This is a genomic window from Amycolatopsis anabasis (assembly GCF_009765355.1).
Lineage (GTDB): Bacteria > Actinomycetota > Actinomycetes > Mycobacteriales > Pseudonocardiaceae > Amycolatopsis > Amycolatopsis anabasis.
On the sequence record NZ_VTHK01000079.1, the window covers coordinates 1 to 25,973 of the forward strand.

Annotated in this window: 25 protein-coding genes and 1 pseudogene; 9 read left to right on the forward strand and 17 right to left on the reverse strand. The window is 68.8% G+C overall.

Going from position 1 to position 25,973, the window contains the following annotated elements:
- The 3 genes from FXO23_RS46175 to FXO23_RS46185 form a co-directional block, all read right to left on the reverse strand.
- On the reverse strand, nt 1-761 hold a 761-nt coding region (locus tag FXO23_RS46175), incomplete at its 3' end, for an amidohydrolase family protein (protein WP_218952371.1).
- A 126-nt stretch (nt 762-887) separates the two neighbouring features.
- A complete protein-coding gene (locus FXO23_RS46180) occupies nt 888-1,391 on the reverse strand; it encodes a hypothetical protein (protein ID WP_158894725.1) in 504 nt (167 codons plus the stop codon).
- Between the two features lie 673 nt (nt 1,392-2,064).
- Complete coding sequence (locus tag FXO23_RS46185) at nt 2,065-3,246, reverse strand: TetR/AcrR family transcriptional regulator (RefSeq protein ID WP_158894728.1); 1,182 nt, start codon at nt 3,244-3,246, stop codon at nt 2,065-2,067.
- Nucleotides 3,247-3,520: 274 nt separating this feature from the next.
- Between FXO23_RS46185 and FXO23_RS46190 the strand changes: the two genes are divergently transcribed.
- A complete protein-coding gene (locus FXO23_RS46190) occupies nt 3,521-6,610 on the forward strand; it encodes an AfsR/SARP family transcriptional regulator (protein ID WP_246258490.1) in 3,090 nt (1,029 codons plus the stop codon).
- On the forward strand, nt 6,543-7,049 hold the full coding sequence (locus tag FXO23_RS52850; RefSeq protein ID WP_281356739.1) for a DUF2867 domain-containing protein: 507 nt from the start codon (nt 6,543-6,545) through the stop codon (nt 7,047-7,049). The genes FXO23_RS46190 and FXO23_RS52850 overlap by 68 nt, the downstream gene beginning before the upstream one ends.
- Nucleotides 7,050-7,135: 86 nt before the next feature.
- On the opposite strand, the gene FXO23_RS46200 is transcribed toward FXO23_RS52850, so the two are convergent.
- The 9 genes and pseudogenes from FXO23_RS46200 to FXO23_RS46235 form a co-directional block, all read right to left on the reverse strand.
- Nucleotides 7,136-7,948, reverse strand: coding sequence for a class I SAM-dependent methyltransferase (locus tag FXO23_RS46200; protein ID WP_158894734.1), 813 nt, complete (start codon nt 7,946-7,948; stop codon nt 7,136-7,138).
- Nucleotides 7,949-8,119: 171 nt separating this feature from the next.
- On the reverse strand, nt 8,120-9,061 hold the full coding sequence (locus FXO23_RS46205; protein WP_158894737.1) for an alpha/beta hydrolase: 942 nt from the start codon (nt 9,059-9,061) through the stop codon (nt 8,120-8,122).
- A gap of 90 nt (nt 9,062-9,151) precedes the next feature.
- Nucleotides 9,152-9,229, reverse strand: coding sequence for a hypothetical protein (locus FXO23_RS52855; RefSeq protein WP_425484976.1), 78 nt, complete (start codon nt 9,227-9,229; stop codon nt 9,152-9,154).
- Nucleotides 9,230-9,557: 328 nt separating this feature from the next.
- Nucleotides 9,558-10,029, reverse strand: a pseudogene (locus tag FXO23_RS52055) (aldehyde dehydrogenase family protein); the annotation flags it as partial.
- A gap of 67 nt (nt 10,030-10,096) precedes the next feature.
- The gene (locus FXO23_RS46215; protein WP_158894741.1) at nt 10,097-11,185 is read right to left on the reverse strand and encodes a zinc-dependent alcohol dehydrogenase; all 1,089 of its coding nucleotides are present in this window, start codon (nt 11,183-11,185) and stop codon (nt 10,097-10,099) included.
- A gap of 1 nt (nt 11,186) precedes the next feature.
- On the reverse strand, nt 11,187-11,792 hold the full coding sequence (locus FXO23_RS46220) for a carboxymuconolactone decarboxylase family protein (protein ID WP_158894742.1): 606 nt from the start codon (nt 11,790-11,792) through the stop codon (nt 11,187-11,189).
- A gap of 535 nt (nt 11,793-12,327) precedes the next feature.
- A complete protein-coding gene (locus tag FXO23_RS46225) occupies nt 12,328-13,383 on the reverse strand; it encodes a hypothetical protein (RefSeq protein WP_158894745.1) in 1,056 nt (351 codons plus the stop codon).
- A gap of 3 nt (nt 13,384-13,386) precedes the next feature.
- Nucleotides 13,387-13,764 carry a hypothetical protein gene (locus FXO23_RS46230; RefSeq protein WP_158894748.1) on the reverse strand — a complete coding sequence of 126 codons (378 nt, stop codon included), beginning with the start codon at nt 13,762-13,764 and terminating at the stop codon, nt 13,387-13,389.
- Nucleotides 13,765-14,191: 427 nt separating this feature from the next.
- Complete coding sequence (locus FXO23_RS46235; protein WP_158894750.1) at nt 14,192-14,674, reverse strand: nitroreductase/quinone reductase family protein; 483 nt, start codon at nt 14,672-14,674, stop codon at nt 14,192-14,194.
- A 175-nt stretch (nt 14,675-14,849) separates the two neighbouring features.
- Here FXO23_RS46235 and FXO23_RS46240 point away from each other — a divergent pair, with 175 nt between their 5' ends.
- On the forward strand, nt 14,850-15,173 hold the full coding sequence (locus FXO23_RS46240) for a helix-turn-helix domain-containing protein (RefSeq protein ID WP_281356740.1): 324 nt from the start codon (nt 14,850-14,852) through the stop codon (nt 15,171-15,173).
- 338 nt (nt 15,174-15,511) lie between these two features.
- Here the strand turns inward: FXO23_RS46240 and FXO23_RS46245 are convergent, their stop codons facing one another.
- Nucleotides 15,512-16,402, reverse strand: coding sequence for an NAD(P)-dependent oxidoreductase (locus FXO23_RS46245; protein ID WP_158894753.1), 891 nt, complete (start codon nt 16,400-16,402; stop codon nt 15,512-15,514).
- 146 nt (nt 16,403-16,548) lie between these two features.
- On the opposite strand from FXO23_RS46245, the gene FXO23_RS46250 reads away from it, so the two are divergent.
- Nucleotides 16,549-16,893 carry a winged helix-turn-helix transcriptional regulator gene (locus tag FXO23_RS46250; protein ID WP_158894756.1) on the forward strand — a complete coding sequence of 115 codons (345 nt, stop codon included), beginning with the start codon at nt 16,549-16,551 and terminating at the stop codon, nt 16,891-16,893.
- A 76-nt stretch (nt 16,894-16,969) separates the two neighbouring features.
- Here the strand turns inward: FXO23_RS46250 and FXO23_RS46255 are convergent, their stop codons facing one another.
- Nucleotides 16,970-17,785 (reverse strand): helix-turn-helix domain-containing protein, encoded by an 816-nt coding sequence (locus tag FXO23_RS46255; RefSeq protein ID WP_158894758.1) that lies wholly within the window; start codon nt 17,783-17,785, stop codon nt 16,970-16,972.
- A 151-nt stretch (nt 17,786-17,936) separates the two neighbouring features.
- On the opposite strand from FXO23_RS46255, the gene FXO23_RS46260 reads away from it, so the two are divergent.
- The 5 genes from FXO23_RS46260 (at nt 17,937) to FXO23_RS46280 (ending at nt 23,422) form a co-directional block, all read left to right on the forward strand.
- Nucleotides 17,937-18,551 (forward strand): 2Fe-2S iron-sulfur cluster-binding protein, encoded by a 615-nt coding sequence (locus tag FXO23_RS46260; RefSeq protein ID WP_158894761.1) that lies wholly within the window; start codon nt 17,937-17,939, stop codon nt 18,549-18,551.
- The gene (locus FXO23_RS46265; protein WP_158894764.1) at nt 18,548-19,525 is read left to right on the forward strand and encodes an FAD binding domain-containing protein; all 978 of its coding nucleotides are present in this window, start codon (nt 18,548-18,550) and stop codon (nt 19,523-19,525) included. The genes FXO23_RS46260 and FXO23_RS46265 overlap by 4 nt, the downstream gene beginning before the upstream one ends.
- Nucleotides 19,522-21,723 carry a xanthine dehydrogenase family protein molybdopterin-binding subunit gene (locus tag FXO23_RS46270; protein WP_158894767.1) on the forward strand — a complete coding sequence of 734 codons (2,202 nt, stop codon included), beginning with the start codon at nt 19,522-19,524 and terminating at the stop codon, nt 21,721-21,723. Before FXO23_RS46265 ends, FXO23_RS46270 begins: the two co-directional genes overlap by 4 nt.
- A 108-nt stretch (nt 21,724-21,831) precedes the next feature.
- Nucleotides 21,832-22,650, forward strand: coding sequence for an SGNH/GDSL hydrolase family protein (locus FXO23_RS46275; RefSeq protein WP_158894770.1), 819 nt, complete (start codon nt 21,832-21,834; stop codon nt 22,648-22,650).
- A 19-nt stretch (nt 22,651-22,669) separates the two neighbouring features.
- Nucleotides 22,670-23,422, forward strand: coding sequence for a hypothetical protein (locus FXO23_RS46280; protein WP_158894773.1), 753 nt, complete (start codon nt 22,670-22,672; stop codon nt 23,420-23,422).
- Here FXO23_RS46280 and FXO23_RS46285 read toward each other — a convergent pair.
- The 3 genes from FXO23_RS46285 to FXO23_RS46295 all read right to left on the reverse strand — a co-directional run bounded on the left by FXO23_RS46285 (nt 23,419) and on the right by FXO23_RS46295 (nt 25,920).
- Entirely contained in the window at nt 23,419-23,892 is a 474-nt protein-coding gene (locus tag FXO23_RS46285; protein WP_158894775.1) for a peptidoglycan-binding domain-containing protein, read from the reverse strand. The genes FXO23_RS46280 and FXO23_RS46285 overlap by 4 nt on opposite strands.
- 310 nt (nt 23,893-24,202) lie before the next feature.
- Nucleotides 24,203-24,997, reverse strand: coding sequence for a hypothetical protein (locus FXO23_RS50920; protein ID WP_179957065.1), 795 nt, complete (start codon nt 24,995-24,997; stop codon nt 24,203-24,205).
- Nucleotides 24,994-25,920, reverse strand: a complete 927-nt coding sequence (locus tag FXO23_RS46295; protein ID WP_158894777.1) for a CPBP family intramembrane glutamic endopeptidase — start codon at nt 25,918-25,920, stop codon at nt 24,994-24,996. The genes FXO23_RS50920 and FXO23_RS46295 overlap by 4 nt, the downstream gene beginning before the upstream one ends.
- Nucleotides 25,921-25,973 lie beyond the last annotated feature (53 nt).

Consider the following 25,973-nt stretch of genomic DNA (forward strand, 5'->3'; position numbering starts at 1 on the left):
TTTTTGTCGAAGGGGTTGAGGGCGAAGTTGTACTGGGTTCGCCACAGCAGCGCGGGCAGCCCTTCCCCGAGGTGGCCCAGCACCAGTTTCAGCCGGGGGAACCGGTCGAAGATCCCGTTGAAGATCAGCCGCAGCACGTGTGTCGCGGTTTCGGGGCCGAAGCCCCAGGTGGCGCCGAGCAGTTCCGGGTGGCCGTCCAGCGCCGCGCTGGACCCGGGCAGCGGTGGCCGCGGGTGCAGGTAGATCGGCACGTCGAGGGCTTCGGCGGCGGCCCAGAAATCGTGGTAGCGCGGTTCGTCGAGGTAGCTGCCGTGCTCGCGGTCGATGTTGGTGCAGCCGTTGATCAGCGCGCCCCGCAAACCCAGTGTGGTGACCGCCCGCTCCAGCTCGGCCGCGGCGCCGTGCGGGTCGTGCAGGGCGAGCGCGGCGAAACCGGAGTAGCGGTCCGGGTGCCGGGCGATCTGCTCGGCGAGGAAGTCGTTCGAGTCCCGGGCCACGGCCGCCGCCTCGGCCGGATCGGCGATCGCCTGCGTTCCGGGCGCGGTCCGGGACAGGATCGCGTGCTCGATTCCCGCTTTGTCCATCGCGGCCAGCCGCAGCTCGTCGAACTCCGCGAGCCGGCGCAACACCGGCCGGTAGAACTCCGGCGTCAGTCCGGCACGCGCGCAGAACCGGAGGAACGCCTCCTCGTCGGCGAGGATCGCCTCCACCTCGCCGGGTTCCAGGAAGGCCTCCTCCAACGCGATCTTCGGCAGGTTCACACCGTCCTCCTTCGAACTTCCGGCACCATCCTCGCAGAGCGCTCGTCCGGCCCGCTGCCGATTCGCTTCATTCTCCAAGAAACCCCGGCCTTGCGTCGGTGAGGTCCACAATGGCGTCGAGATTGCCTAGACGGACGTCACGCGGTTGATGGCTTCTTCGAGGAACCGGCACATGGCCGGGGTGTGCACGGGTTCGACCTTGGCCCACCTGGAGCGCGCGTGGTCGGTGTCGAGTTGCATGAAGCTCGCGAAAAGGACGGCGCGCTGCTGGCGTTGGACGAGTAGTTCGGCGTGCAGCCCGTCGGTGGAACTGAGGCCGAGGAGCACGACGTCCGGCGTGTTGCTCAGAATCGGCCAGCCGAGAACATGTTGATCGGACTGGAGCGGTCCGAGCGGCAGTCCGAGCGCGGTCCATCCTGAGATAAGGGTGTTCCGGGTGCCGACGGGCGCGTCTTCCAGGATCGCTCGCGCCCATTGCTCGCCAGTCCGCTCCGCTGCCGCCTCGAACTCACGGAAGAGGGCATTCTCGTAGTCGATCCGGTGGTGCTTGCTGAGCGCCCGCACGGCCGACGGTACCGCAATTTCGTGCGCGGCGGATGGGTTCTGAACGTGTGCGGTGGGATCAGTCATGAGTACTCCTTGCCTGTGTAACGACCGTGTGCACGGTCGCGTTGGTGTTGCCGCTTCGCACTCGATATGAAGTCCTCGCCCGCTTCCCGCGGCCGCTTGCGCAAGCTCTTGCGGGCGGAGATGGGAACGAACGCGAAATGCACGACATACCTCCCAGCACGGGCGCTAATGGCTCGAAGATCCGACCTGCAGCGGATGGACAGTAACCGCGATGCCAAGCGTCGCACCGGCCGATTCGGACTCTGTTCCGATCCCCTTCCGGCCCCGGCGGCACCTCGCATCACGGGACGCCCGCATGTATGGAGCTTCTCAGCAATCCGGTGCGGTGTTATCGGAGCGGATGTCAGGAGGAATGGGTGAGGCCGAGAACGCTGATCTCCTCTGTCGTTGGCCGCCGCGCCACTGGGTGGTGGCCTGTGGCTGTCGATCCGTGCCACGGTTGACCGCGCGGGCCGGGGCCGCGTAAGGGGACACGTCCCACCGGCCGCGCCTCCCCTCGCCCAGGTAGCTGTCCCAGCCGAAGATCAGCTGCTCCCTCTTCCTCATCGACATGTCCACGAAGGTCCGCGAGCTGGGCGTGACAAGCCGCCCCGGGAAACGGTGTCTACGGAGCGGGTGGCGATGGCCCGTCTGTGCGGCCTGCAGTTGCTTCACCCTCGGTGGCGCGGTGTGTTCAGCCGTGGTCGAGGATGTGGGCCCCCAGTGTGATCAGGTCCTGGTCGAAGCCGGGGCGGGCCCGTAGGTGCGGGGCGACGCCGAGTGTTTGGATGACGCTGATGACGGCTCCGACCAAGCCGCGGCGCTCGGCTTTGGCCAGTTGGGGACGGCAGAGGTGGAGCAGGTGTGCCCACTCGGCGAGGTAGTCCTGCAGCGCTTGTTCGACGGCGTCCCGGTGTGGCGTTGGCAGGTGGTCGGCTTCGGTGACGAGCACCGCGGTGAGTGCCGGGTGCGCGAGGGTGAGCCCGACCTTGGATCGCAGGAGGTGCGTGAGTGCCTCGGGGGCGGTGCTCGAGGCGGTCAGGGCCCGGGAGAGCTCGAGGGCGTGTCCTTCGATCGCGCGGTGGGCGAGGGCGGCCAGGAGGTCGGCTTTTACCGCGAAGTGCTTGTAGACGCTGGCTCCGGTGACTCCGGCGGCGGCGCCGATGTCGGCCATGCTGACCGCTTCGTAGCCGTGTTGGCCGAACAGGTCAACGGCGACAGCCAGCAGCGCTTCCCTGCGGGTGACCGGCCGTAGTGGCGGTGCGCCGGAGGTTTCGGGGGTCGATGTCGCGGCGGGTTCGGGGGGTGGCTGGTACCGGGCGCATACGCGTGCCGTGGTCTGGTGCAGGAATTGCTCGCCCTTGCGGCGCGGCATCTGGAGCGCGCGCGTGGAGGGGCCGGCCAGCACGGACAGCACGGTCCAGGCCAGCAGGTCGGCGTCCCGATCGGCCAGTTCCGGCCGGGCGTCGCGTACCGCGGTGGTGACGCGGGTGGCGCAGTCCCACAGCAGGCTCCGGGCCCGCTCGCGTTCCGGGGCGGGCAGGTAGCGGGACTCCCGCCGCCACAGGGTGCCCAGCTCACGTCGCTCCATGGCCAGGTGCGCCAGGGTCCGCAGCATGTCGTCGAGGTGGCCGGTCGAGGTCTCCACGGCCTCGGTGAACAGTTCGATCCCGCCCAGCACGACCCCGGCGAGCAGGTCGCTCTTGTTCTGGAAGTGCCGGTACACTGCGGCCACGGTGACGCCGACCGCGGCGGCGATGTCTTCCATGGTGACCCGGTGATAACCGCGCTCGTGGAACTGCGCCGCGGCCGCCGCCACGATGCGCGCCTTGCGGTCCCGGGGACGCCGGACCACGCCGGCGGTCTGCCCCTCCACGTGCCCAATCCTCTCTTCCCTCGCCGACCCAACGGGCCAGATCCACTCTATCGAGTGACTCAGCGGGCTATGTCACACTAACTTAACAGGGTAAACACCTGTCTGCAGGGCGGGTTGTGGTGGCACAGTAAGTTATACGTGATTGACTTAAAGGCTGACGCGGGAACCTGTGTTCCACGCTCGTGGTGTCCGCTGTCCGGTACGTGGTTCGGGGAACGTCATGACTGCTAGTTCGGATACGGGGTCAGCGCCGCGCTATCGGCTTCTCGGGCCGGTGGCGGCGAAGGCCGGGGACGGCCCGCTGCGGCTGGGTGCCCCGAAACAGCGCGCGGTGCTCGCCGCGCTGCTGTTGAACGCGAACCGCGTGGTCCTGGAAGACCAGCTGATCACGTCGGTGTGGGGTGAGGATTTCCCGCCGTCGGTGCGTGGGCGCTTGCGGGTCTACATCTCCGAGCTGCGCTCGTTGGTCGGCAAGGCACTCATTTCCCGGGTGGGCGAGGGTTACCGCATCACCGTCGGCCCCGGCGAACTCGATCTCGACGTCTTCGACCAAGCGCTGACCTCGGCGCGGGCAGATCTTCGCGCGGGTGATCCGGATGCCGCGGCGCGGCACCTGCGCTCCGCCCTGGCGTTGTGGGAGGGGCCCGCCCTGGCCGGGGCGAGCGAAGCCCTGCGCGAGCGCGAAGGGCCGGCCCTGGAGGAACGGCGGCTGTCCGCGTGGGAGGAACTGTTCGACGCGGAACTCGCCGTCGGCCGACACGCCGAGGTGGTCGGGAAGCTGCGTCAGGCCGCGTCCGATCACCCGTTCCGGGAACGGCTGCAGGCTCAGCTCATGCTGGCGCTGCACCGCTGCGGTCGCCGGCAGGAGGCGTTGCTCGTCTACACCGAGGCGCGCGGGCGGATGGCGGAGGAGTTGGGGATCGAGCCCGGTCCCGCGCTGCGGGAGATGCAGGTTCGGATCCTCAACGACCAGGACGCCCCGCCCGACGGAAACTCGCCCGCGGTCGAGATTCGCCCCGCCGAACTACCCCGCGACATCCAGGGCTTCGCCGGACGCGACCACCATCTGTCTATATTGGACAGATGGTGGCGGCGCGAGCCAGGGAGTGTCCTGGTCATCAGTGGTGCCGCCGGTATCGGGAAAACGGCGCTGGCGGTGCGCTGGGCACATCGCGCACGCGACCGGTTCCCCGACGGGCAGCTGTATCTGAACCTGCGCGGTTACGAACCCGACCACGAGCCGCTCTCCCCGGCCGCCGCGCTGGCCCACCTGCTGCGGTCGCTCGGCGCCAACCCCGACCGGTTGCCCGACGGCCTCGACGAGCGAGCCGCGCTGTATCGATCGGTGACGGCGGACCGCCGGATCCTGGTCCTGCTGGACAACGCCCGCGACACCGCGCAAATCCTCCCCCTACTGCCCTCGTCGGGAACCGCGCTGGTGACCAGCCGACACCGGCTCGGCGACCTCGTCGCACAGTTGGGCGCGCAGGTGATGTCCCTGGACGTCCTCGCCGCCGACAGTGCGCGGGCACTGCTCGAAGGCGTGCTCGGCAGCGAGCGGGTAACCGCCGAATCCGCGGCGGCGGCCGCGCTGGCCCAGCTCTGCGGGGGCCTGCCCCTGGCCCTGCGTCTCGCGGCCGCCCATATCGCGGCCAGCCCCGCGACCACCATCGCGCAGGTCGCCACCGAACTCGCCCAAGGTGACCGGCTGGCCGGGCTGGCCCTCGACGGCGCGGACACCGACGCCGTCTCCGCCGCGTTCTCCGCCTCCTACCGGGCGCTCGCACCGGACAACCAGCGGTTGTTCCGGCTGCTCGGGCTGGTGCCCGGCCCGGACTTCACCCCGGCCGCGGCCGCCGCCCTGCTCGGCGGGCCGGTCACCGACGCGGCACGGCGCCTGGCCGCCCTGGCCGCCGCACATCTGATCGAACAGGACACCCCGGGCCGCTACCGCTTCCACGACCTGGTCCGGCTGTACGCCGCCGGCCAGGCACGCACCGACCCGGCCCGCGCCGATGCCTGGGCCCGGCTGGTCGACCACTACCTGTCGCTCGCGGCCGCGGCCGCGCGACACCACGGCCTCGGCAGCCTCCAGTTGCCCCGCGACCACGCCAGTACGCGTGCCCGCCACACGCCCAGTTCTCCGGCGGCCGAGGCGGACATCGCCAACCTGGCGGCCGCACTGCCGCTCGCCGCCACGCACGGCCCCCGCCCGCAGTCGTGGTTCCTCGCCGACTACACCCGCACCATCTTCCATCGGACCGGGCGCCGCGGGGAGTGGCTGGACATCGCGCCGACCGTCCTGGACGCCGCCGAACGACAGGGGGAAGTCGATGTCGCGGCCTTGCTGCACCACAGCATCGGCGACTCCTGCTTCCGCGCCGGGCGCCACCGCGACGGTGCCCGGCACATGAGCGCGGCAGTCACCGCCGCCCACGCCTGCGGATGGCGCGAATGCGAAGCCGCCGCGCTCGCCGAACTCGGCACCGCGCTGGAATGGACCGGCCGGCTCACCGAAGCCACCGAGCACACCCAGAAAGCCGCGGCCCTGTTCGCCGAACTCGGCTCCCCCATCGGGGAAAACCGGACGTTGAACGCACTCGGCGGCCAGTACCACCACCTCGGCAGGCTGCACCTGGCCGAAGAGTGCTACCGGCAAGCGCTCGCCCTCAGCGAGCGGCACGGGCTGGCGCGAGCGCAGGCGACCGACCTGATGGACTTGGGTTCGGTCGTGTTCGACCTCGGTCGCATCGCCGAAGCCGACGAACTCCTCGAGCGCGCCCGCGACCTGTTCACCGATGTCGGATCCCGCATCGGCCTCGCCTGGACCCATGTCTGGCGCAGCCGCCTCCGCTGGGAAACCGAACACCCACAGCTGGCCAGGGACGAGGCCACCGCGGCCCTCGACCTGACCCGCCACGACGTCACCACCACCCTGGTCGCCGCCGCCGCGCACGTCGCCTGCGCCGACGCCGAGATCAAGCTCGCGCGCTACGCCGACGCCGAGGACCACCTCCAGCAGGCCGAGAACGCGATCGGCAACGGGGAATTCCTCTGGCACCGCGCCGTCGCCTCCAACGCACACGCCCGCCTGGACACCCGGCGCGGTGACTGTCCCAGCGCCGTCACCCACGCCCACAACGCACTGACCGCCGCCCGCAAAGGCAGCTACCGGACCGTCGAATTCGCCGCACTCCTCGCCCTGACCGAAACCTACGTCCACTGGGGAAAACAGAGCCAGGCCACGGTGACCGGACAACAGGCCCTGGCACTCGCGAAACAAACGGGGCAAGCCGGTGCCCACCGCGTCCACAGCCTCCTCGCCGAGCACCCATCGCAGACGAATTCGGAGATCCACCGATGAAACTCCCGAACAGCGCACACACCTCCCGCCCCTGGCCCCACTCGTCGCGCAGGTAGAGCGTGTTGAACCTCGGCATCGCGGGACCTTGAGGGCCGCCCCGGAGTTCGGGCGGCAGCCGGTCGCGCAGTGTCGGAGTCCTGGTGCCGAGCCCGGAGAGCAGCCGGAGGAACTCGCCCGGGCCTCCTGGTGTTGGCAGCGCCCGGCGGAGATGGCCAACCGGACGGTGCACACCGTCATGCACCTCGGCTGGGTCCCGAACGAGTCAGGCGGCTACCGCGGACAGATGGCCGTCCTCGTGAAACCGAACGGGATGTTCGGAAAGGCCTATATGGCCGCCATCAAGCCATTCCGATACCTCTTCGTGTATCCGGCGCTGATGCGGGAATTCGACAGAAGGTGGCGAGCACACGTCCAGCAGAACCACTCGGGGACCACATGAGCCGTGGAAGATCGTGAAAATGATCGCCGCGGTGGCCGCACTCGTCGCAGCGAGCCACACGGCGAAAGCACGCTGCCGCTGGTTCGTCAGAACCGGTATCGGAGTATGCGCGTGCCTTGCCGGGACAGGGCGGTACTGTGGCTCATGAGGCGGGTGACCGCGCGCAGTGGCTGGGGAAAGTCGACGACTTCCGGAGCCCGGGTGAGTAGTTGCTCGTCCGCCAGGGTGAGGCCGGCGCTCCACTTCTCGGGCTCGTGGGCATCGTCGAAGCCCTGGGCGGCCGTGATCCCGATGGCTTTGATCGTCGGGTGGTATTTCATCGACCAGGCGGCGAAGCGGGTGTAGCCGTTGATGGCGAGTTCACCGGTGTTGAAGTGTGCGGTCAGTTCCTGGGTCATCCGCTGGAAGGTGTCGCCGGGCAGGAACGGCAGCAACCCTTCGGCGACGATCATGACCGGCCGGTCGCGGGGCAGCGGGTCGACCCAGCCGGGTTCGGTCAGGTCGGCGCCGATGGGCAGGGACCGGTCCGGGAGGAACTGGGGCCGTAGCTCGACGATGTCGGGGAAATCGACGTCGTACCAGTCGACACCGGCGGGTGGGTCGCAGCGGAACACGCGGGTGTCGAGGCCGCAACCGAGGTCGAGCACGACGGCGTTCGGGTGGTCGGTGACGAACGTCCGGACCGCTTCGTCGAGTTTCTTGGCGCGCAGGGCGGTGCCGCAGACGAGGCTGGGCTTGACCTTGAGCTTGGCGAAGTCGTAGTCGATCGCGTCGGCGATGTCGGCGGAGTGGGTGTCTCCGAGGATCGGGTGGGGAAGCTTGGCGTCCAGAGCCCTGGCATAGAGGGTGAGCAGCAGGGTCTCCCGGAGCGGGTCCAGGTCAAGTCGCAGGCGTTGCACAAGAAGTCCTTACGTTTTCATGGGGTTGCGAGCGGGCGACGACGCTCAGGCCAGGTCAGCGCCTGCTGGGCGGTGCGATCGCAGATCAACAGGCCGAGAATCCGCCGGCACCTCGTTTTGCGTGTCCTGATTGGACATCACGCCGTCTTTCCTTGGCCGGATCGGCGGGCGTCACTGCGTCATGGCTGCCACCGACTCGCGAGTGGGAGTGGGAGTGGTGGTGACCAGCCGGGTCTTGCGCAGGTAGCGGTCGAACCAGTCCACGGCCAGCCCCATCGCCTCGTCGAGGCCCGGACCGGTGTAGAGGCCGAGGACGTCGTAGGGCAGCACCTCCAGCCGTTTCGGCTCGCCGGCTTTGGCGTACGCGCTCTGCGCCTCCTCGAGCATGTGGTACGGGTCCCAGCCACCGTTGGCGATCATCAACAGCGGGGTCGGCGCCAGCCGGTGGATGAGATCCTCCGGCGCGAAGGTGAGCAGATGCTCAGCGGAATCGAGCGTTTTCTCGTTGCGGTAGCTGGGGAACATCTCCGCGGCCAGGTCCGGAGTGTCCCGCACGGTCTCCCCGTCCAGGCTCAGGTGCGGGACCCGCGCACTCGCCCCACCCTCGTAGCGGCGCTGCCAGTCCTCGTCCAACCGGTCCCGCAGCGCATGCACACCGGAGCGGCCGAGCAACCGCTCCAGGTATCGCCACCCGTTCCACACACTGGGGCTCTGCACGACGACACACCGCGCGCGCCGGTCGAGCACCGCGGCCTGAACCGCGACCGAGCCCCCGATGCTGACACCCCACAACCCGATTCGTGCCGCGTCCACCTCCGGTCGGCTCTGCAGGTAGGAGATCGCGCTGCGGAAGTCCTCCACCTGCCGCTGCGGATAGTCCTGGCCCCTGGGTTCGCCCTCGCTGGTACCGACCGTGCGGTAATCGATCGCCAGCACGGCGAACCCGGCGTGCACGAAGTGCGGCGCGAACGCGGCCAGCGCCTCCTTGACCATCACACCGCTGTGCCCCAGCACCAGGCCGGGAACCGGACCGTCCGCCTCCGGCACGTACAGGTCAGCGGCGCACGAGGTGCCGAGGCTGTTGAACATCACCTGCTCGGGGCGCGGAGTCATCGCCACTACCTCCATAAGATAAGTTACTAGTAGTTTCAGTCTCGACTGAACTTGCTAGCATGTCAAGCTCGGCCAATCCACGTGCCCGATTCAGCTGATGCCGCCGAGGCAGAGGTAGTTGAGTTCGACGAACTCGTCGATGCCGTGGTGGGATCCTTCGCGGCCCATGCCGGATTGCTTGATGCCGCCGAAAGGGGCGATCTCGACCGAGAGGAATTGCTGGCCAGGCCGAACTCGGTGCTGTTGACCGCGGCCACCACCTCGGTCTCGTCGCTGAACCGGCAGCGCGTGGCCGCCGGCCAGCAGCCGCGCGCCGCGGGCGAGGGCGTCGGCGACGTGGGTGGCGGCTTTGTCGAAGCCCTGCCGGTCGATGAGCGGGCCGAGGGTGGCGGCCGGATCGGTGTAAGGAGCGGCGACGAGTTCGCGGGCCCGGTCGGCGAACCGCTGCGCGAAGGATCCGGCCGACCTCGGTCGAACCGGTGAAGGTCAGGTGCTGAATCACCGGGTTCGCACACAACTCGGCCCCGATACCGGGTGCCGCGGCACCGTCACCGGTCACGATGTTGAACACCCCCGCGGGCACGCCCGCCTCCGCGGCGAGCGCGGCGATCGCCAAGGCCGACAGCGGCGTCTGCTCGGCGGGTTTGAGCACGACGGTGCGCCCCGCCGCGATCGCCGGAGCGGACTTGCGGGTGATCATCGGCGCGGTGCGCGGGGATGGTTTCGCCGTAGGTGCGGCGAGCTTCGGCGGCGAAGAAGTCGACGAACCCGATCGCGTAGGCGACCTCGGCGCGAGAATCCCCGAGCGGTTTCCCGTTCTCCGCCGACAGCAGCACCGTCAACTCCTCGGCGTGCTCGGACAGCAGCGCCGCCCACCGGGTCAGCACCGCCCCGTCGTCGGCACCGATGAACTCGCCGTCGAGCAAGCAGCGATCCTGTGGAACGACTACCACCGAGGCATCGTCCACAGTGGATTTTCCGACATGGTTTTCTCCAGGGTAATTCGTGTGCGTCGCGGCACGGGCCGCGGTGTTGCTAAGGCCGGATGGCCATGTGCACGGCGGTCTGGCCGGGTATCGCGCCCATGAGGGTGCGCAGCGCGAGATCGGCCTCGTCGAGAGTGAAGTCGTGGGTGTGCATGCGCGCCAGGGGAAACGCGCCGGTCTCGATGATGTCGATGGCCTTGCGGTAGCTCCCGCTGGCGACCCCGCACACCCCTTTCAGGGTGAGGTACTTGTAGAGGACGTCCTGGATCGGGAAGGACGGCAGGGCTGGTTTCATCCCGGCGAAGACCACGGTCCCGCCGCGGCGGGCGAGCGTGATCGCGTCCAGGGCGGCCTGGGTGGCGTTCGCGGCGGTGTCCACCACCACGTCGGCCATCGCGCCCCCCGTGAGACCGTGGACCTTCTCGGTCACGTCGTCCTCGTCGGCGACGATCGTGTGGTCGGCCCCGAACGCGTGCGCGAGCTCGAGTTTGTCGCGAGACCGAGCGACGTCGGTGACGATGATCGTTCCCGCTCCGGCGCTCTTGGCCGCGATCACCCCCGCCAGGCCGCGCTGGCCGGAGCCCAGGATGACCACGGTGTCACCGATACCGGCACCGCCGTCCTCCACCACCCACTGCACCCCGGCGCCGAGCGGGTTGTACATCACCGCGATCTCCGCCGGAATCTCCGGCGAAACCCGGTGCAACACGCTCTGCGGCTGCAGGTACATGTACTGGGCGTAGCCACCCCACAGTCCCGGCGCGTCCGCCGTGGGCCGGAACCCGTACCACTCGTACGCGGAGATGTTCTGGCACAGGATCGTGCTGCCTTCCCGGCAGGACCGGCAGCGCCCGCACGGCGCGGAGAACTCCACCGCCACCCGATCCCCGGTGGTGACGCCCCACCGTTGCGCCGCCACGTCGCCGATCTCCTCGATGACACCGACCGTCTCGTGGCCGGGAATCACCGGGTACCGGTACGGATAGGTGCCCTTGTACTCCTCGATATCGCTACCGCACAACCCGGCGGCCTCCACCCGCAGCAGAGCCGTATCGGCGGTGACGGACGGGCGGGGGAATTCCCGGAGTTCGAACGTTTCCGGCGCGGTGAGCACACTCGCCACAACGGTACCGGCCATCTCACGCCTCCTCGTCCGGGAACGGGCGCTCGGTCTGCCACTCATCCAACGGCACCCGGCAGGTGTTGAGCACGGTCGCGATCATCCGATAGGTGCCGACCAAGCACAGCAGTTCCAGAAGCTGGCGCTCGTCGTACCGCTGCTCGAGCTCACGCCAGGTCGAGTCGGTGAGCACCGACCGGTCGTGCAGTTCGTCGACGGCACGCAGCAACACCTTGTCTTCCGACGACCGCTCCCCAGCCTCGGTTTCTCGCCCGGCGTCCAGGACTTCCTGCTCGGTGAGTCCCGCCAGTTGTGCCAACGCGTAGTGGTGCGACCACTCATAGGACGACCGGTTCCGCACCGCCGTGCGAAGAATGACCAGTTCCCGATCCCGGTACGGGAGTTCACCGCTGTTGAGCAGGGCAAGCAAAGGAGCCAGTGCTTCGGTGAGGCGCGGGTGATGCGCCAGTGTCCGGATCAGATTGATCACCACGGTGGGCAGATGCTTCGCGTTCTGCACCTCCTGCAGCCGTGTGTTCCGCTCTGCCTGCTCGAGGTGTTCGCGGAGTGCGGCGTCCCATTGCTCGGGTGGAAGCGGCACCAGCCGCGTCTCTCGGGTTTCCACAGGTACCCCATCTCTTCGCGTCGCGCTTCGCCGGGGCCGGGTCCCGGCCCCGGCGAAGCGGCTCCCCGGGCGGCGGGGGCATCGCCACAATCGCATCAGAAGGTTCCGAAGAGATTCGCATTCGATTCCGCAAATATCGACACCCAGCTCATGGTGTTCCTGATTCTGCCGTCAACCGGCGCCGAGGAAGGGGTTCTCGCCTACTCCCGGAACGGGGAACTCGCGGCAGCAGGTCGTCCACTTGCCGCGAGTCCCCCGTTTCGGCACACCGAGTTCCCCATCTCGGTAGGCGAGCCCCGTCATCCGGGCATCCCACGAGCACGGCACCACCCCGCACACTGAGAAAACCTCATTGTGGGCGCTCGACTTCAACAAGAGTGGCTGCGCGCTCTGGGGCAGACGATGATCTTCCGACCAGGCCGGGTTGTTGCCGGTGGCTCGGACGCTTATTCGGGCCCCGCCGCGCCTGTTCGACCTTGTCCAGGTTGCCGACCATTCGGCGACCCGTGGCCTCGCTTGCCTACGGTTGGGCTGCTCAATTCTTCGGGTACCACGTGACGTTCCCGTTCGTGCTCACTGTGACCAGCGTGCCGGAAGCGGTGAAGCGTGCGGACGCGACATCGACGGTTGTGGCCGTCGTTGCGCCGGTGCCATCAACGAGCTCGAGCGTGTTCCTTTGCGCCACGGCGAAAAGCTGCCCGGAGGGCGCGCCGGCGACCAACGCTTCGGCGGAGACATTCCGGGTCCAAGTTTGGTTCCCGCCGAGGTCGACACCACGAATCGCCGTTTGCCGCCTTCCTTCCGGCCCGAGTGATCGCTCCAGCACGATCCCGCCCGCGGTGCCGAATGCGCATTCTCCGACGCTGCGCAGGTCCGTGCGCAGAGGCAGTCGCCGGTCTCCGTTCCCGAGCAGAACCGGGTTCTCCCCGGTGACCACGGTGGGGCGACCACCTGGGGCCACGCATCCGTCCACCGCGGGGCCAACGGGCGGGCCCGCGGCCATCGAATGCCATCCGTCAGCGTGTCGGCGAAAGCGGAGCAAAGGTTGGGTGGAGATCAGGGAATAGGCGACGGCCACGGTGCGGTCCGGGCTTTCCGCCCAGGCAAGGCCGCGTCCGTCAACGGGAATGCGTTCCTCCACTCCACCTGGGCGCAAGATGCGCAGGAAAGAGCGTGTGGCAAGCACCGCATCGGAGACGCTCGCGGCGGTGAGCACCCGCTGCGACGGACCGCCGAAGGGAGCAGGAACGCCGGAGACGACCTGCCAGGGCTCGGGTCCGGTTTCGGTGGTCGTGTCGACCCCGGAGAAGACCGCGTCCGGGCAACGCGCCAGGCAATCAGCGTCCGCGCCAACCTGCAGGGCACGCCGGTCCGACCAAACTTGTTTCCCGGACCGATCGACGCCGCGCAAGATGCCGCCGGCCTCGTAAACCACAGCCCCGTTGTCGTCGGCGGCGACAAGCACAAATGCCGCACGCCCGGCCCCCTCCGCCCCAGCGTGCTCGGCGGCGGGCGGGGTGGTGCTGGCCGCCGAACATCCAGCGGCCAGCACCACCCCGCCGAGAAACACAGCCAGCAGTGTGCGACGCATCGATCAGAACGTGTGCGTCTTGCCCTTGCACTTCGGGTCAGCGCCCTCGAGATCGAAGGCGAACTGAAATGCGCCGTAGAACGTGCCCGAGCGAGGTAGCGCCCCGACGGCGATCTGGTGACCTGAGCCGGGACCGGCATCGTCCACCGAAGCCGAATCCTTGATCACGGTTTCCCCAGTGGTGAGCAACTGCTTGACCTGCATGTCCACGTTGTTCTCATGGCGATCGGTGCCGTGAATGTCCCACCAGTAGTTGTTCAGGCGGTCGTAACTGCCTTCGGTCCTGTAGGTGACCGAGAAGTCGGCCCACTGCGCACCATGGTTAGCATCGCAGCGGCCCTTGACCTCACCCGCACTTGCCGGGGGCGCGATCAGCACCATCCCCGCCACCGTGGCAGCCACTACCGTACCCACACCCGCGGCGGCTCGCCGCTTTGTGCCCCACACGGAAAATCATCCCCTTTTCCTTGACCTGCCGGGATCTGCACCCGATGCATGCATGCTAGAAACCCCATGTTCCGCCCCCTTTCCTGTCCTGTTCCGAACATGACCCCTGTGGGCATAACGCATCAGCGCTGCGCCCACGAGCGCTACTCGCTGCTGGCTCGCCGGTGAACGGTCACCGGAGACCCGCGCAGAGCGGGTTGACCTTCACGTGCCACTCGACCCGTCCGGTCGTGCCCACCGTGACAGCCTTCCGGAGGCGGTGAATCGTGCGGGTTCGACGTGGGTTCTTGTGCCGGTTGTCTCCGCCGGACATCGACCGTTCCAGGACAACCCGCCCACCGTGCCGAACGCGCGGCGGTGCTCAGGACCGGCGTACGGGACGCAGGGCGATGACCGGGAACCTTCGGTCGGTGTGCCGGCGGTATTCCGCCAGCGCCGGGTAGGCGGATTCGAACCGTGCCACCGCGTCGGTCAACGTGTCGCCACCCAGCTCGACCGGACGGATCCGCTGACGCTCACCGCGAATGAGGATCCACGCTTGGCCGGCGGCACGCAGATTGAGCCACCACTGCGGGGTGAGCGGGGATCCGGCGTTGGCCGCGACCACGACCGGGGCCCCGTCATACACGAGGTAGATCAGCGGAGTCGTGGTGGGCCTGCCGGTCCGTCTCCCCGGTACCTCCAGTACCAGGACCGGCATACCGAACCAACGTCCGCCGAGTCTGCCTCGACTCCACTGGTAGAGCCGGACGTGGGTCCGCGTGCCCAGCCGGGCACTGCGGCGGAACGTCGCCAGTAGGTGGGTCGTTCTGCCGATCAGGGCCGCCCGTTTCGGCTGCGTCATCGGCCTTCGCCACAGCGAACGATCATGCGCCTATTGTGCCAGGCCCGGCCCGCGGAAGCCGGAAGAACTTAACGAGAGGCGGTTGGGTGCTCGCTCACACTAGTGGGTTCTGCCTGCGAGGAATGTCTCGATCGCGTCCGCAGCGGCCACCGACGACCAAGGGCTCGCGCCCGTACTGGACTGGGCACGAGCCCACCTCGACCAGCCGTTGACGATCGAGGACCTGGCACGGCAGGCCATGATGAGCCGACGAACCTTCTACCGGCGCCTCCAGCAAGCCACCGGCACGACTCCACTCCAGTGGCTGCTCAACCAGCGTCTCGCTCAAGCGCAGAGCCTGCTCGAATCAACCGATCTCCCGGTAGAGAAGATCGCCAAGCTCAGCGGCCTCGGCACCGCGAACAACCTGCGCCATCACTTCGTCAAGCAGCTCGGCATTTCCCCGAGCGGCTACCGGAACGCGTTCCCCCGGCAGCCGCAGGAATCCCCCGCCAAATAGACCCCGTGTGAATGCGACTCCTCGGCCATCACCACGAAATAGCGATTGAGCCCGAAATGGAGGCTCCACTCACCCCCCACCACCTCCCGTCACACGTCCGTCCAAGCCACGCGTCCCCGCGCGAGCTGCCCGCCCGGCGCGGAGGACTGGTGCGCGCGGATCGTGGCGCTGGTCCAGAGAACCGCATGCCAGGCGTCGGTGAAGCCTTCCGTGACGAAGCCGAAGAACGGCGAGTCTGGAGCAGGTTGACCAGCACTGTGTCGGCGGCCGCGATGACAACGGCTTCGCTGCCCAGCTGGAGTGTGTCGAGGCAGCACCCCACCCGCCGACGAGTGGGCTTACGCGACATGTTCTGGTTTTTTGAGGACCTCGATCAGGGACGAGATGCTGTGGTCGCCGTGGCCCGCCTCGACGGCCCGCTTCAGCAGATCGTTCAAGGGGGTACGCCAGGTCACGTCGACGTTCGCCTCTTCGCCGAGTTGCTCGTCATGGGCGGTTCCCGCGAGGAAGATGTTGACGCTCGACATGGGGTCGGCGTAGTTACCGCTGTCGATCTCCTGGGCGAAGGTCGGCAGGACAGAATTGATCATTTCCAGCCACTTGGCGGTGAACGGCACCATTGTGCTCACTTCCAGTCCACGTGCCTGGAGCACAGCGGCGCCTTCGAAGAAACCGACGAGTGCCGGGAGCAGGGTGCCGCCCACCGCCATCTCGTAGAGGGCGGCGAGATCTGTTTCGTCGCCGAGGTGGACGGTGTCGCCGCCCAGCACCTTCAGCGTTGTCTCGTATTCGTCGAAGACGGTCCGGTCGCCGCCGTAGTACAGCAGCGTGTCTGGTGCTCCTACAGCCGCAGGCACGTTCTTGATCGCCCCGTCGAGGAACCGGGCGCCGTGTCCGGTGGCCCAGGCGCCCATCGCACGCGCGTCGGCCGGGGATCCGCTGTTCAGCGTGACCAGGGCGCGCCCGGCCAAAGCTGCCGCGGCGGGCGCCAGGGCCTGGCGCGTGTCGTCGTATGTGGTGAGGCAAGCGATGATCAGCGGACTCGCCGCGACCGCCTCCTCGATCGTCTCCGCATGGACCGCGCCCTTCGCGACGAGGGGCGCGGCCTTGTGCGCGGTACGGTTCCACACGGTTGTCGGGTGTCCGGCGTCGATGAACGCTTCGGCAAGCGCCTTCCCCATCGAGCCCAGCCCGATGACCGTCACCGGTGCGCGATTGTCGCCTGTCATGTTCTGCTCCAGTCCCAGTGAGTTCGCCACAGACCCAGCGGATTGTGAAGATCGCGGCGCACGGTCCATGCTGGACGCTTTACAGGATTTCCGGCAAGTACCTACAATTTCCTCAGGTACTTACATTCTTGTTAGTGAGAGTGCTGATGACGAACCGGACTTACACCTGTGGACTCGACGCCGCCATCGCCGTCATGGGAGGCAAGTGGAAGGGGCTGATCCTGTTCGCGCTGCACGAGGGCCCGCTGCGTTTCGGCGAGCTCAGGCGGGCGGTTCCCGGTATCAGCGAGCGGGTGCTCATCCTTCAGTTGCGCGAGATGGAAACGAGCGGCCTGGTGCATCGCGAGGTCTACCACCAGGTCCCGCCGAAGGTGGAGTACTCGCTCACCGAGTTCGGCCAGTCCCTCAACACCGCGATCGGCCCGCTCGGCGAGTGGGGCGAAGAGCACATGGAACGCATCGAGGCCATCCCCTGGCAACAGGCTCGATGACACACCGGAGCCTTGCGTCAGTTTGATACCCGCTGGCGCACCACGTTTCTCCGGTGGGCAGCCGGTGACGTGGGGGTCAGCGGGTCGATCTGGCGTAGGTGCCCGCGCTGGTTCCCCAGAGGCGGCGGAAGTGGCGGTTGAGCTGGCTTTGGTCGTAGAAGCCGACGTCGGCGGCCACCTCTGCCGCGGTGCGTCCGCTGGCGAGCAGGCGTTTGGCTGTGGCCAGCCGGAGCGCGGTCTGGTAGGCGTGCGGGGGTGCGCCGTAGGCGAGGCCGAAACTGCGGAGTAGTTGGCGTTTGCCGCATCCCGCGGCGTCGGCCAGTTCGTCGAGGGTGATGTTGGCGTCGAGCCGGTCGTGCAGCAGATCGCGTGCCGCGCGCAGCCCCGGCGGTGGTGGTGCGGGCCGTGGTCGCGGGCGGGTGCCGGCGTGCCGGTGCACCAGGCTCGCCAGGATCCGGGTCAGCGCGGACTGCACGGCGAGTGCACCTTCGTTCAGGGCGAGGTCGCGGTGCAGTCGGCGCAGGTCATGCCACAGGCCGGGGTCCTGCTGGTACACCCGCGGGAACCAGGGGCGCCGGCCGTCGTCGTCGGACGTGAGCAGGTCCGGTTCGACGAAGAGGACCTGGTAGCTGGCGGTGGTCTGGTTGCCCCATGCCTGCAGGAGTTCGTCGGGTTCGAGCACGGTCACCGCGCCGACCGCGCTGGGTCCGAGGGCTCGGCCGCGGTAGCGCATGCCCGCTGGGGTTCCGGCGACCGCGATCTTGAGCACGTAACCGGCGCTGAGGGCTTGGTCGTGGCGGGAGTACCGGATGTTCTCGGCGTGCAGGACCTCGACGCCGGGCAGCGTGACTGGTCGCCACAGTCGTTTGGCCGGCGCTGGCGTGTGGTTCATGCCCCGTCACCTCGGTTCGGTTTCGGTGGGATGTCGTTTTCGCCCTAGTTCGCCCGGTCGGCGCCGCCCTACGGTGCTGCCCGCGGCCGTTGCTCGCATGGTGTCGGCCGGTGTGTGTGGTCCGGGTCAGTTCGTGGAGGTGAGGGTTTCGATGAATGAGTCAGTGCTGCACAGTCGGCGCCAGATCCTGGCGCGTGGTGCGCTGATCGGCACGGCGGCGGTGGCCGGGACCGCTGCCGGGACCGGGATCGGGCGAGCGGAGCCGGTGGCCGCGGGGCCGGAATCGCTCGGTCCCGGCCCGGCCGAGGTCACGTTGCGGGTCAACGGGCGCGATTTCGCGATCGCGGTCGAGCCGCGGGTGACCCTGCTCGACGCGTTGCGGGAGCGGCTCGGGCTCACCGGGACCAAGAAGGGCTGTGACCAGGGTGCGTGCGGGGCGTGCACGGTGCTGCTGGACGGGCAGCGGGCCAACGCCTGCCTGACGCTCGCGGTGATGCAGCGCGGGGTGGAGATCACCACGGTGGAGGGTTTGGCGCGGGGTGAGCGGCTGCATCCGGTGCAGCAGGCGTTCCTCGACCACGACGCGTTCCAATGTGGATACTGCACGCCCGGCCAGATCGTCTCCGCGACCGCGGTGATCGCGGAAGGGCACGCGGGATCGCCGGCGGAGATCCGGGAATGGATGAGCGGCAACCTCTGCCGTTGTGCGGCGTATCCGAACATCGTGGCGGCCGTGCGGGACGCGGCGGGCGGGAGCCGGGGATGAGGCCGTTCGCCTACACCCGGGCGCACTCCGTCGCGATGGCCGTCGAGACGGTGGCCGCCGATCCGGCGGCACGGTTTCTCGCCGGTGGCACCGAGCTGCTCAACCTCGTGCGAGAGGGCCAGGAGGCGCCGAACCGGCTGGTGGACATCGGTGCGCTGCCGTTGACCGAGGTGCGGGCGGACGCCCGCCGGGTGCGCATCGGAGCGCTGGCCCCACTGGTGCACGAGCACCCGGAGATCCGGCGGCGGTTTCCGGTGCTGGCCGAGGCGGGCGGGTCGGCGGCCTCGCCGCAGGTGCGGAACATGGCCACGCCGGGCGGGAATCTGCTGCAGCGCACGCGATGCGCCTACTACCGGGAGGTCCGGTTCCCCTGCAACCGGCGGGTACCGGGTTCCGGCTGCGCCGCGCTAAGCGGCGTGCACCGGAACAACGCGATCCTCGGGGGCAGCGAGCACTGCATCGCGGTGCACCCCTCGGACCTCGCGGTCGCGCTGACCGCCCTCGACGCGGTCGTCCGCACCCGGGGCCCGGCGGGTGAACGGGCGATTCCGATCGAGGAGCTGTACCTCCTGCCCGGAGACCAGCCGCACCGGGAGACCGCACTGGCACATGGGGAGCTGATCACCGCGATCGATGTTCCGGCAACCGCTTTCGCGGCGCGCTCGCACTACCTCAAGGTGCGGGATCGGGCTTCGTTCGCCTTCGCGCTCGTCTCGGTGGCCGTGGCGCTCGAGCTGCGGGACGGCGTCGTCCACGACGTGCGGATCGCGCTGGGCGGGGTGGCGCCGCGGCCGTGGCGCGCCCGCGCCGCCGAGCACGCGTTGCGCGGCCGCCGGTTCGACGACACCGCCCGGGCGGCCGCCGGCCGGGCGGCGACCGAGGGCGCGACACCCCGGGAGCACAACGGGTTCAAGGTGCCGCTGACCGAGCGCGCGGTACTCCGCGCACTGTCCGAAGTGGATGGTGGACGATGAGTGTCGGCCAGCCGATCGCCCGGGTGGAAGGGCGCGCGAAGGTCACCGGCGCCGCCCGCTACACCGCCGACCTAGCCCAGCAGGGCCTCGTCCACGCGGTCGCCGTGGGCGCCGCCATCGCCCGCGGGCGGGTGAGGTCGATCGACTCCTCCGCCGCCGAATCGGCCGAGGGGGTGCTCGCCGTCCTCACCCACCGCAACGCACCGCGGACCCATCCCGTGCCGGGCCGGGAGGTCTCCGGACCGGCCGGGGACACGATCGGGATCCTGCAGGACGAGCGGATCCACTACGCCGAACAACCGGTGGCCGTGGTCGTCGCCGACACGGCCGAACGCGCCAGGCATGCGGCCACCCTGCTGCGCGTCTCCTACGCGGCCGAGCAGCCGGTGGCGACCCTGTACGACCGGATCGGCGACGCCTTCGCCTCCCGGTACGCGCCGCCGCTGTCGATCGGCGACGTCGAAACCGGGCTCGCCGAGGCGGATATCCAGGTCGACCGCACCTACCACCTGCAAGCCCAGCACCAGCATCCGATGGAACTGATCGCGACGACCGCGCACTGGGCCCCCGGCGAGGTGACCGTGCACGCCAGCACGCAAAGTGTCGGCGTCCTGCGCAACGGGGTGGCACTGGCATTCGGGCTGCGCCCCGAGCAGGTGCGGGTGGTCTGCGCCTTCCTCGGCGGCGGGTTCGGCGGAAAAGCGAGCCTGTGGTGGCCCACGATCACCGCGGTGATGGCCGCCCAGGTCACCGGCCGCACCACCCGGCTGGTGGTCACCCGCGCGCAGATGATCGCCGCCAGCGGCCACCGGGCCCGCAGCAGGCAGCACATCCGGCTGGGCGCCCGCCACGACGGCACGCTCACCGCGATCGACTACGGCACCATCACCGAAACCTCCGCCTGGTACGACACCCCACCGCCGTCGATCACCTCGGCCACCACCATCCCCTACCGCAGCCCGAACATCCGCGTGGTGCCGCGGTTCGTCCAGGTCAACACCCAGTCCCCCACCCCGATGCGTTCCCCGCACGAGGGGCAGGGGCTGATCGCCCTCGAAGCGGCGATGGACGAACTCGCCGAAGAACTCGGCCTCGACCCGCTCGAGATCCGCCGGCGCAACTTCGCCGACCGCGAACCGGCGACCGGCAAACCCTGGTCCAGCAACGGCCTGCTGGCCTGCTACGACCTCGGAGCCCGCAGATTCGGCTGGGCACAACGCGACCCGCGGCCACGCAGCATGCGCGACGGCAGGTACCTGGTGGGCTGGGGCATGTCGACCGCACTGCGGTTCGCCGCCAGCCGCGCCGCCGCCGCGCGCGCCGTCCTGCACGCCGACGGCACCGCACTCGTGCAGATGGGCACCCAGGACATCGGCACCGGCACCGCCACCATCCTCTGCCAGGTCGCCGCCGACGCACTCGGCCTGCCGATCGACCGCATCCGCCCGGAAATCGGCGACACCGACCTACCCCCGGCACCGCCGTCGATCGGCTCGCTGACCGCCCAAACCGTGTCGGCCACGGTCACCCTCGCCGGGAACGCGTTGCGGGACAAGGTGATTCACCTCGCGATCAACGACCCGCGCTCCCCGCTGTCCGGCGCGGACCCGCACACGGTCACCGTCGACCACGGCTATCTGCACCTGCGAGACAACCCCCAGCGGGGCGAAACCTACTCGCGGCTACTGCGCCGCAACCAACTCCAATCCGTGGACGCACTCGGCGAACACACCCCACCGGGCCTCGACCCCTACGCCCACTACGCCTTCGGCGCCGACTTCGCCGAAGTCCGCGTGGACCCCGACCTCGGCACCGTCCGGGTCACCCGCTACGTCAAGGTCATCGAAGCCGGGCGGATCATCAACCCCCGCACCGCACGCAGCCAGATCATCGGCGGCGTCACCTTCGGCATCGGCCAAGCGCTCACCGAGGTCAGCGAAATCGACCGCACCCACGCCCGGATCACCAATGCCGGACTCTGGGGCTACCACGTCCCGGTCAACGCCGACGTCCCCGACATCGACGCCTGCTTCGTCGAAGTCGACGACCCGCACCTCCCCCAAGGCGTCAAAGGCCTCGGCGAACTCTGCACCATCGGCGCCGCACCGGCCATCGTCAACGCCGTCTCCCACGCCACCGGCCACCGCATCCGCGAACTCCCCATCACCCCGGACAAACTCCTCACCAAAACCACCTAGCCCGGAAACCAGCGCAGCGTCACGAAGACAGACCGTCAGCGCTGCCGGGGCAGCCCTGCTCGCGAATCGACGAGGAAGGGTGTATCCGCCACGACCAAAAGGAATCCGATGCGTTTCTCCCTGACCGCGCTCGCGGGTTGCGTGGCACTCGTCGCCGCGTTGAACAGCACCCCGGCGGAACCGAAGACCGGCGCCCCGGTCCCGCTCCGCGAACGAACCCCGTGCGCCCATCCGGACGCGTTCGCGATGGGCCAGAGCGGCCCGTGGGCGCCCGGCATCTACGTGATCGGCGACAGTATTTCCCTGCTGGTGCCCTACGGGCCGACCAACACCGCGGCGGGGCTGCACACCTGGGAGCGGGTCGGGATCGGGTGGAACGTCATGTGCCACAGCGTGCCCGGCGGGGACACCAACGACCCGGCACCCGGTCACGACATCGGTGACGACGGTGACGCGGACTCGTTCGGCGACGCCGGCCGCTCCCCGGCCCAGGCCGTCTGGATCGAACTCGGCAGCAACGACATCGCGTGCATCATGCCGGGTTGCCCGGGCACCCCGCCGGACCCGGTGCTCGTCGAGTTCCAGCGGATCTTCACCGAGGTCGACGCCGAGGCGCAACGCCTTGCCGACCGGGGAAAGTGCGTGGTGTGGGCGGGAGCCCGGGAGATCGACCGCAGGGGAACCCCGCCCGAGGTGGCCAGGGCGTTCAACCAGCACCTCCGGGACCTGCAGAACCGGTGGCCTGGCCGGTTCTTCTACGTCGACTATCACGCGTACAGCTACCAGAACGAGGCGCTACGCCGGTCACTCGACGATCCGATTCCCGGGCAGAACCCGCCGGACGGTCTGCACCCGAGGACCGCCGAGGGCCGGCAGGCGATCGCCAGCCTCGAGCTGTGGACCAGCCGCGCCCACTGCGGCATCTGACCCGGGAAGGGACGACCCCGTGGAGCACACCGATCTCGGCCTGGTGCTCGGCCGGCTCGCCGGCAGTACCAGCAGCACCAGGAAAACCGGTGCCACCCGGCGCAGGCTGGCCAACGACCCCCTCACCAGGGAATACCTGGACGCCGGATGCAGGATCATCGCGGCCCGGTTCGCCGACCGCCAGCACGACGCGGCAGGAAGTGTCCCGTTTTTCAGCTGGATCACGCAGGACAGCGCGATCCGGGAAGTGGCCAGCGGCCCGGCCGGGCTCCGTGGATCGCTCGGCACCTTCCGCGATCGCTGGCCGTTCCGGTCGCACTACCTCGAGGACCTCATCGCGTATTCCCTGTGGAAGCGGCGACTCGCGGTGGCCGGGGTGCACACCGGACGGGACGGCCGTGCCGTGCTCCTGCGGGAACTGGCCGACCGCGAACTTCAGGTGCTGCTCGCCGATTCGGCCCACCGGGTGTCGATGATCACCGCGCTGACCGGGGAACAGGCCGCCGACGATCTCTACCGGGAACGCCGCGCGGCCTGGTCCTCGACCTATCGAGAGCTGCTCTCCGGAGCCCGGCTGCGGCCCGGCGTCACAATCGACGAGCTGGCCGGTCTGGCGACCGCGCTCGTCGAGGGGTTCGCACTGCTGACCTTCGCCGGGCAACGCGCAGGGACCGGGAATCACCGGTCCCTGCTCGGCATGGCCATCGTCGCGCTCACCGCCGGATGCCTCGATCACGGCGACGGCCGCCCCCTCGACGACTCACTGGCCTAGGGACGGAAGCCGCAACCGTAATAGGACCCGTCCGTTCCCCATCGGGACCACAACATGGCCCTGCTCGTAGCCGGACCGAAGATCCCATCCTCGCGGAGACCGAAGAACCGTTGCACAGTCCGGACCGCGGTAGTCGTGTCGCCGTCGAACACCCGATCCACATTCACCCTTTGTTGATTGTGGCAATACCGCAGCGAATGTTCGAGGTAGTAGACGGCGGTGCCGTCGGCTCGGCTGTCACTGAGCAGGCAGTTGGTGTCGAACGAATCACTTCCATAACTCGGGTAGACGGTGAAAACCCCCCAGTACACGAACTGCAGGGTGTACTCGTTGCAGGTCGGCGTCGCGGCCAAGGTTTCCGATCCGGCATTGGCCGACCCGGCGATCACCGACATCGACAACACCCCGAACAGCGCCAGAATCGTGGTGAATCTTCGAACAATCATCTCGTTTCCTTCCGTGCGACCCATCGGAGTGCCGACAGTAGATCGCGCGGAGCAGCCGATTCCACGCTTACCGATGTCCTCATCGAATGACCACATCGCCGGAGGGACTCGGTGGTTCGTGTTGCGATGCGGGCACCGAGGCTGCGCGGCCATCAGGTCAGGACCGGCGGTCCGGTGGCCGGATTGACCACCCGGGCACCGGGACGCTTTGCACGAATATCCCCGCCATCGTCGACCTACGGGCACTGGCGCCGCCCTCATAGCGGCGCTGCCAGTACGCGTCCAGCCCATCCCCGCGGCGACCGCACACCGGGCGCCTCTTACGGCAAGGTCATTATTTCTTATCGGGCGGCTTGTCGTGGTCGGTGGCCGGGCCGGTCGTGCGGGTGTCCAGGTCCGCGGGGAGCAGTGGTTCGGTGAGCAGGCGACGCACACGTTCGGTTCGTGCGGGGTGGTTGAGCCACGCTTGCAGGAGCCGCCATCCGTGGAAATAGGCCAGGACGTATGTGTTCATGCCGGGCGTTTTCAGGAAGTCGAACGTCCATTGTGTCTCCGCCTCGGTGAGCAATGCCCATCGCAGGAGGTATTCCGCGATCTCCGTGTCGGGGTGGTGGTCGGCGGCGAGGAAGGCCGCATTGCCCCAGGCGCCCCACAGAACGTTCTGGACGTGGTGGATCGTGGCGAAATCACTACCGTCCGGCGGGATGCGGTGCGACGCGAGGACGGTGTCGGTGAGCCACGCCTGTGCCTGGTCTTCGGGGAAGATGATGTCCTGCGCGTGCAGCCCCAGCCCTTCGCTGATCCAGCCTGCTGCAGCGAGGTGGCGAGGGGGTCCTTCTCGCCGCCCTTGTCGTGGAAGGCGGTGAAGCCCCCGTCGGCGCCTTTGTTGGTGAACACCCCGGTGTCGTGCGGGAACTTCCCGGCCAGGATCGAGGATCGGGACGGGCAGCAGCGTGTAGGTCCACAACGCCAGCGCGTAGACCAGGAATCCGAAGGCCAGCACCAGGTGCCCGGCGCCGAGTTCGCCGCGGCGGCGGTAGCTCCACCACAGGTACGGGATCACCAGCAGCACCGCGAGAACCCCGCCACCGGCCAGGGCGAGCACGGCGGGCATGGTCCGGTCGATCACTGTGCTGGTGACCTTTTCGCGCCTGCGCGGATAACGGTGGACCTGCGGTAGGCGATGAGGGCGCAGATCGTGCCGACGGCAAGCAGGGCCGTGGTGAGCAGGCTGCCTTCGAGGCCGAACCCGCCGCCGGTGATCAGGTCGTTGCTGCCGGGTTTGGGCCGGAAGTCGCCGACCGAGGTGGCGATGTGCATATTGGACACCGCCGCGCCGTAAACGTTGCCCTGACTCCAGTTCCACACCGCGTGGAACGCGCACACCTCCCACAGGCCGCCTTCGGCCAGGGACCAGAAAGACAGGAACAGCGCGACCAGGACGAGGTTGGCGACGGCCACCGCGGTGAGGCCACCGTTGGCGGCGTGCAGGGCGGCGAAGAAGACGGTCTGGATGAGCACGGCGGCGACCAGGCCCCATTTGCGCGCCAAAGCCTGGGTGAGGTAGCCGCGGCAGAAGATCTCCTCGGTGCTGCCCTGGATGGCGAATCCGATCAGCAGGAGAAGCGCGGGGACGAGGTTGGCGGCCTTCAGCCCGTCCCGGGCGAACTCGGCCTGCCCGGTCAGCTGGTTGACGGCGACGACGACGCCGGTGAACGCCAGCGCGGTGATGGCGCCCCGCCCGATGCGACGCCCGGCGCCCGATGCGGGGACGAAGCCGAGGCTGCCGAGCGGGCGGCGCTCCTTCCACCGCACCCACGCCGCCAGCAACACCAGCGACCCGGCGAACATCACGCTGAACAGCAGTTGCTCGCGCAGGCCGAGGGTCACGCCCTCGCCGGACCCGGTGCCGAGGAGCGGCAGGAAGACCGCCTGGCCCGCGAGGAACAGCGCGGCGGTCACGATGATCCCGAGCAGTGGCCCGGTGGGGCGCTGAGCCCGCGTCATCCCCTCGCGCAGCGGGTTGCCGGGTGTGGTGGTGTGCTCGGCCATCGCCGATGTCCTTTCACGGTGAAGGTGGGAGCCGGACCGTGCCCGGGGGCGGT

What these genes read in the sequence shown, in the direction of transcription:
- FXO23_RS46180 (WP_158894725.1), bottom strand. Translation starts at nt 1,391, where the DNA reads ATGACTGATCCCACCGCACACGTTCAGAACCCATCCGCCGCGCACGAA.
- FXO23_RS46205 (WP_158894737.1), bottom strand. Translation starts at nt 9,061, where the DNA reads ATGACTCCGCGCCCCGAGCAGGTGATGTTCAACAGCCTCGGCACCTCG.
- FXO23_RS52855 (WP_425484976.1), bottom strand. Translation starts at nt 9,229, where the DNA reads ATGGGCCGCGAAGGATCCCACCACGGCATCGACGAGTTCGTCGAACTC.
- FXO23_RS46215 (WP_158894741.1), bottom strand. Translation starts at nt 11,185, where the DNA reads ATGGCCGGTACCGTTGTGGCGAGTGTGCTCACCGCGCCGGAAACGTTC.
- FXO23_RS46225 (WP_158894745.1), bottom strand. Translation starts at nt 13,383, where the DNA reads ATGCGTCGCACACTGCTGGCTGTGTTTCTCGGCGGGGTGGTGCTGGCC.
- FXO23_RS46230 (WP_158894748.1), bottom strand. Translation starts at nt 13,764, where the DNA reads ATGGTGCTGATCGCGCCCCCGGCAAGTGCGGGTGAGGTCAAGGGCCGC.
- FXO23_RS46235 (WP_158894750.1), bottom strand. Translation starts at nt 14,674, where the DNA reads ATGACGCAGCCGAAACGGGCGGCCCTGATCGGCAGAACGACCCACCTA.
- FXO23_RS46245 (WP_158894753.1), bottom strand. Translation starts at nt 16,402, where the DNA reads ATGACAGGCGACAATCGCGCACCGGTGACGGTCATCGGGCTGGGCTCG.
- FXO23_RS46250 (WP_158894756.1), top strand. Translation starts at nt 16,549, where the DNA reads ATGACGAACCGGACTTACACCTGTGGACTCGACGCCGCCATCGCCGTC.
- FXO23_RS46255 (WP_158894758.1), bottom strand. Translation starts at nt 17,785, where the DNA reads ATGAACCACACGCCAGCGCCGGCCAAACGACTGTGGCGACCAGTCACG.
- FXO23_RS46260 (WP_158894761.1), top strand. Translation starts at nt 17,937, where the DNA reads ATGAATGAGTCAGTGCTGCACAGTCGGCGCCAGATCCTGGCGCGTGGT.
- FXO23_RS46265 (WP_158894764.1), top strand. Translation starts at nt 18,548, where the DNA reads ATGAGGCCGTTCGCCTACACCCGGGCGCACTCCGTCGCGATGGCCGTC.
- FXO23_RS46270 (WP_158894767.1), top strand. Translation starts at nt 19,522, where the DNA reads ATGAGTGTCGGCCAGCCGATCGCCCGGGTGGAAGGGCGCGCGAAGGTC.
- FXO23_RS46275 (WP_158894770.1), top strand. Translation starts at nt 21,832, where the DNA reads ATGCGTTTCTCCCTGACCGCGCTCGCGGGTTGCGTGGCACTCGTCGCC.
- FXO23_RS46285 (WP_158894775.1), bottom strand. Translation starts at nt 23,892, where the DNA reads ATGGGTCGCACGGAAGGAAACGAGATGATTGTTCGAAGATTCACCACG.
- FXO23_RS46295 (WP_158894777.1), bottom strand. Translation starts at nt 25,920, where the DNA reads ATGGCCGAGCACACCACCACACCCGGCAACCCGCTGCGCGAGGGGATG.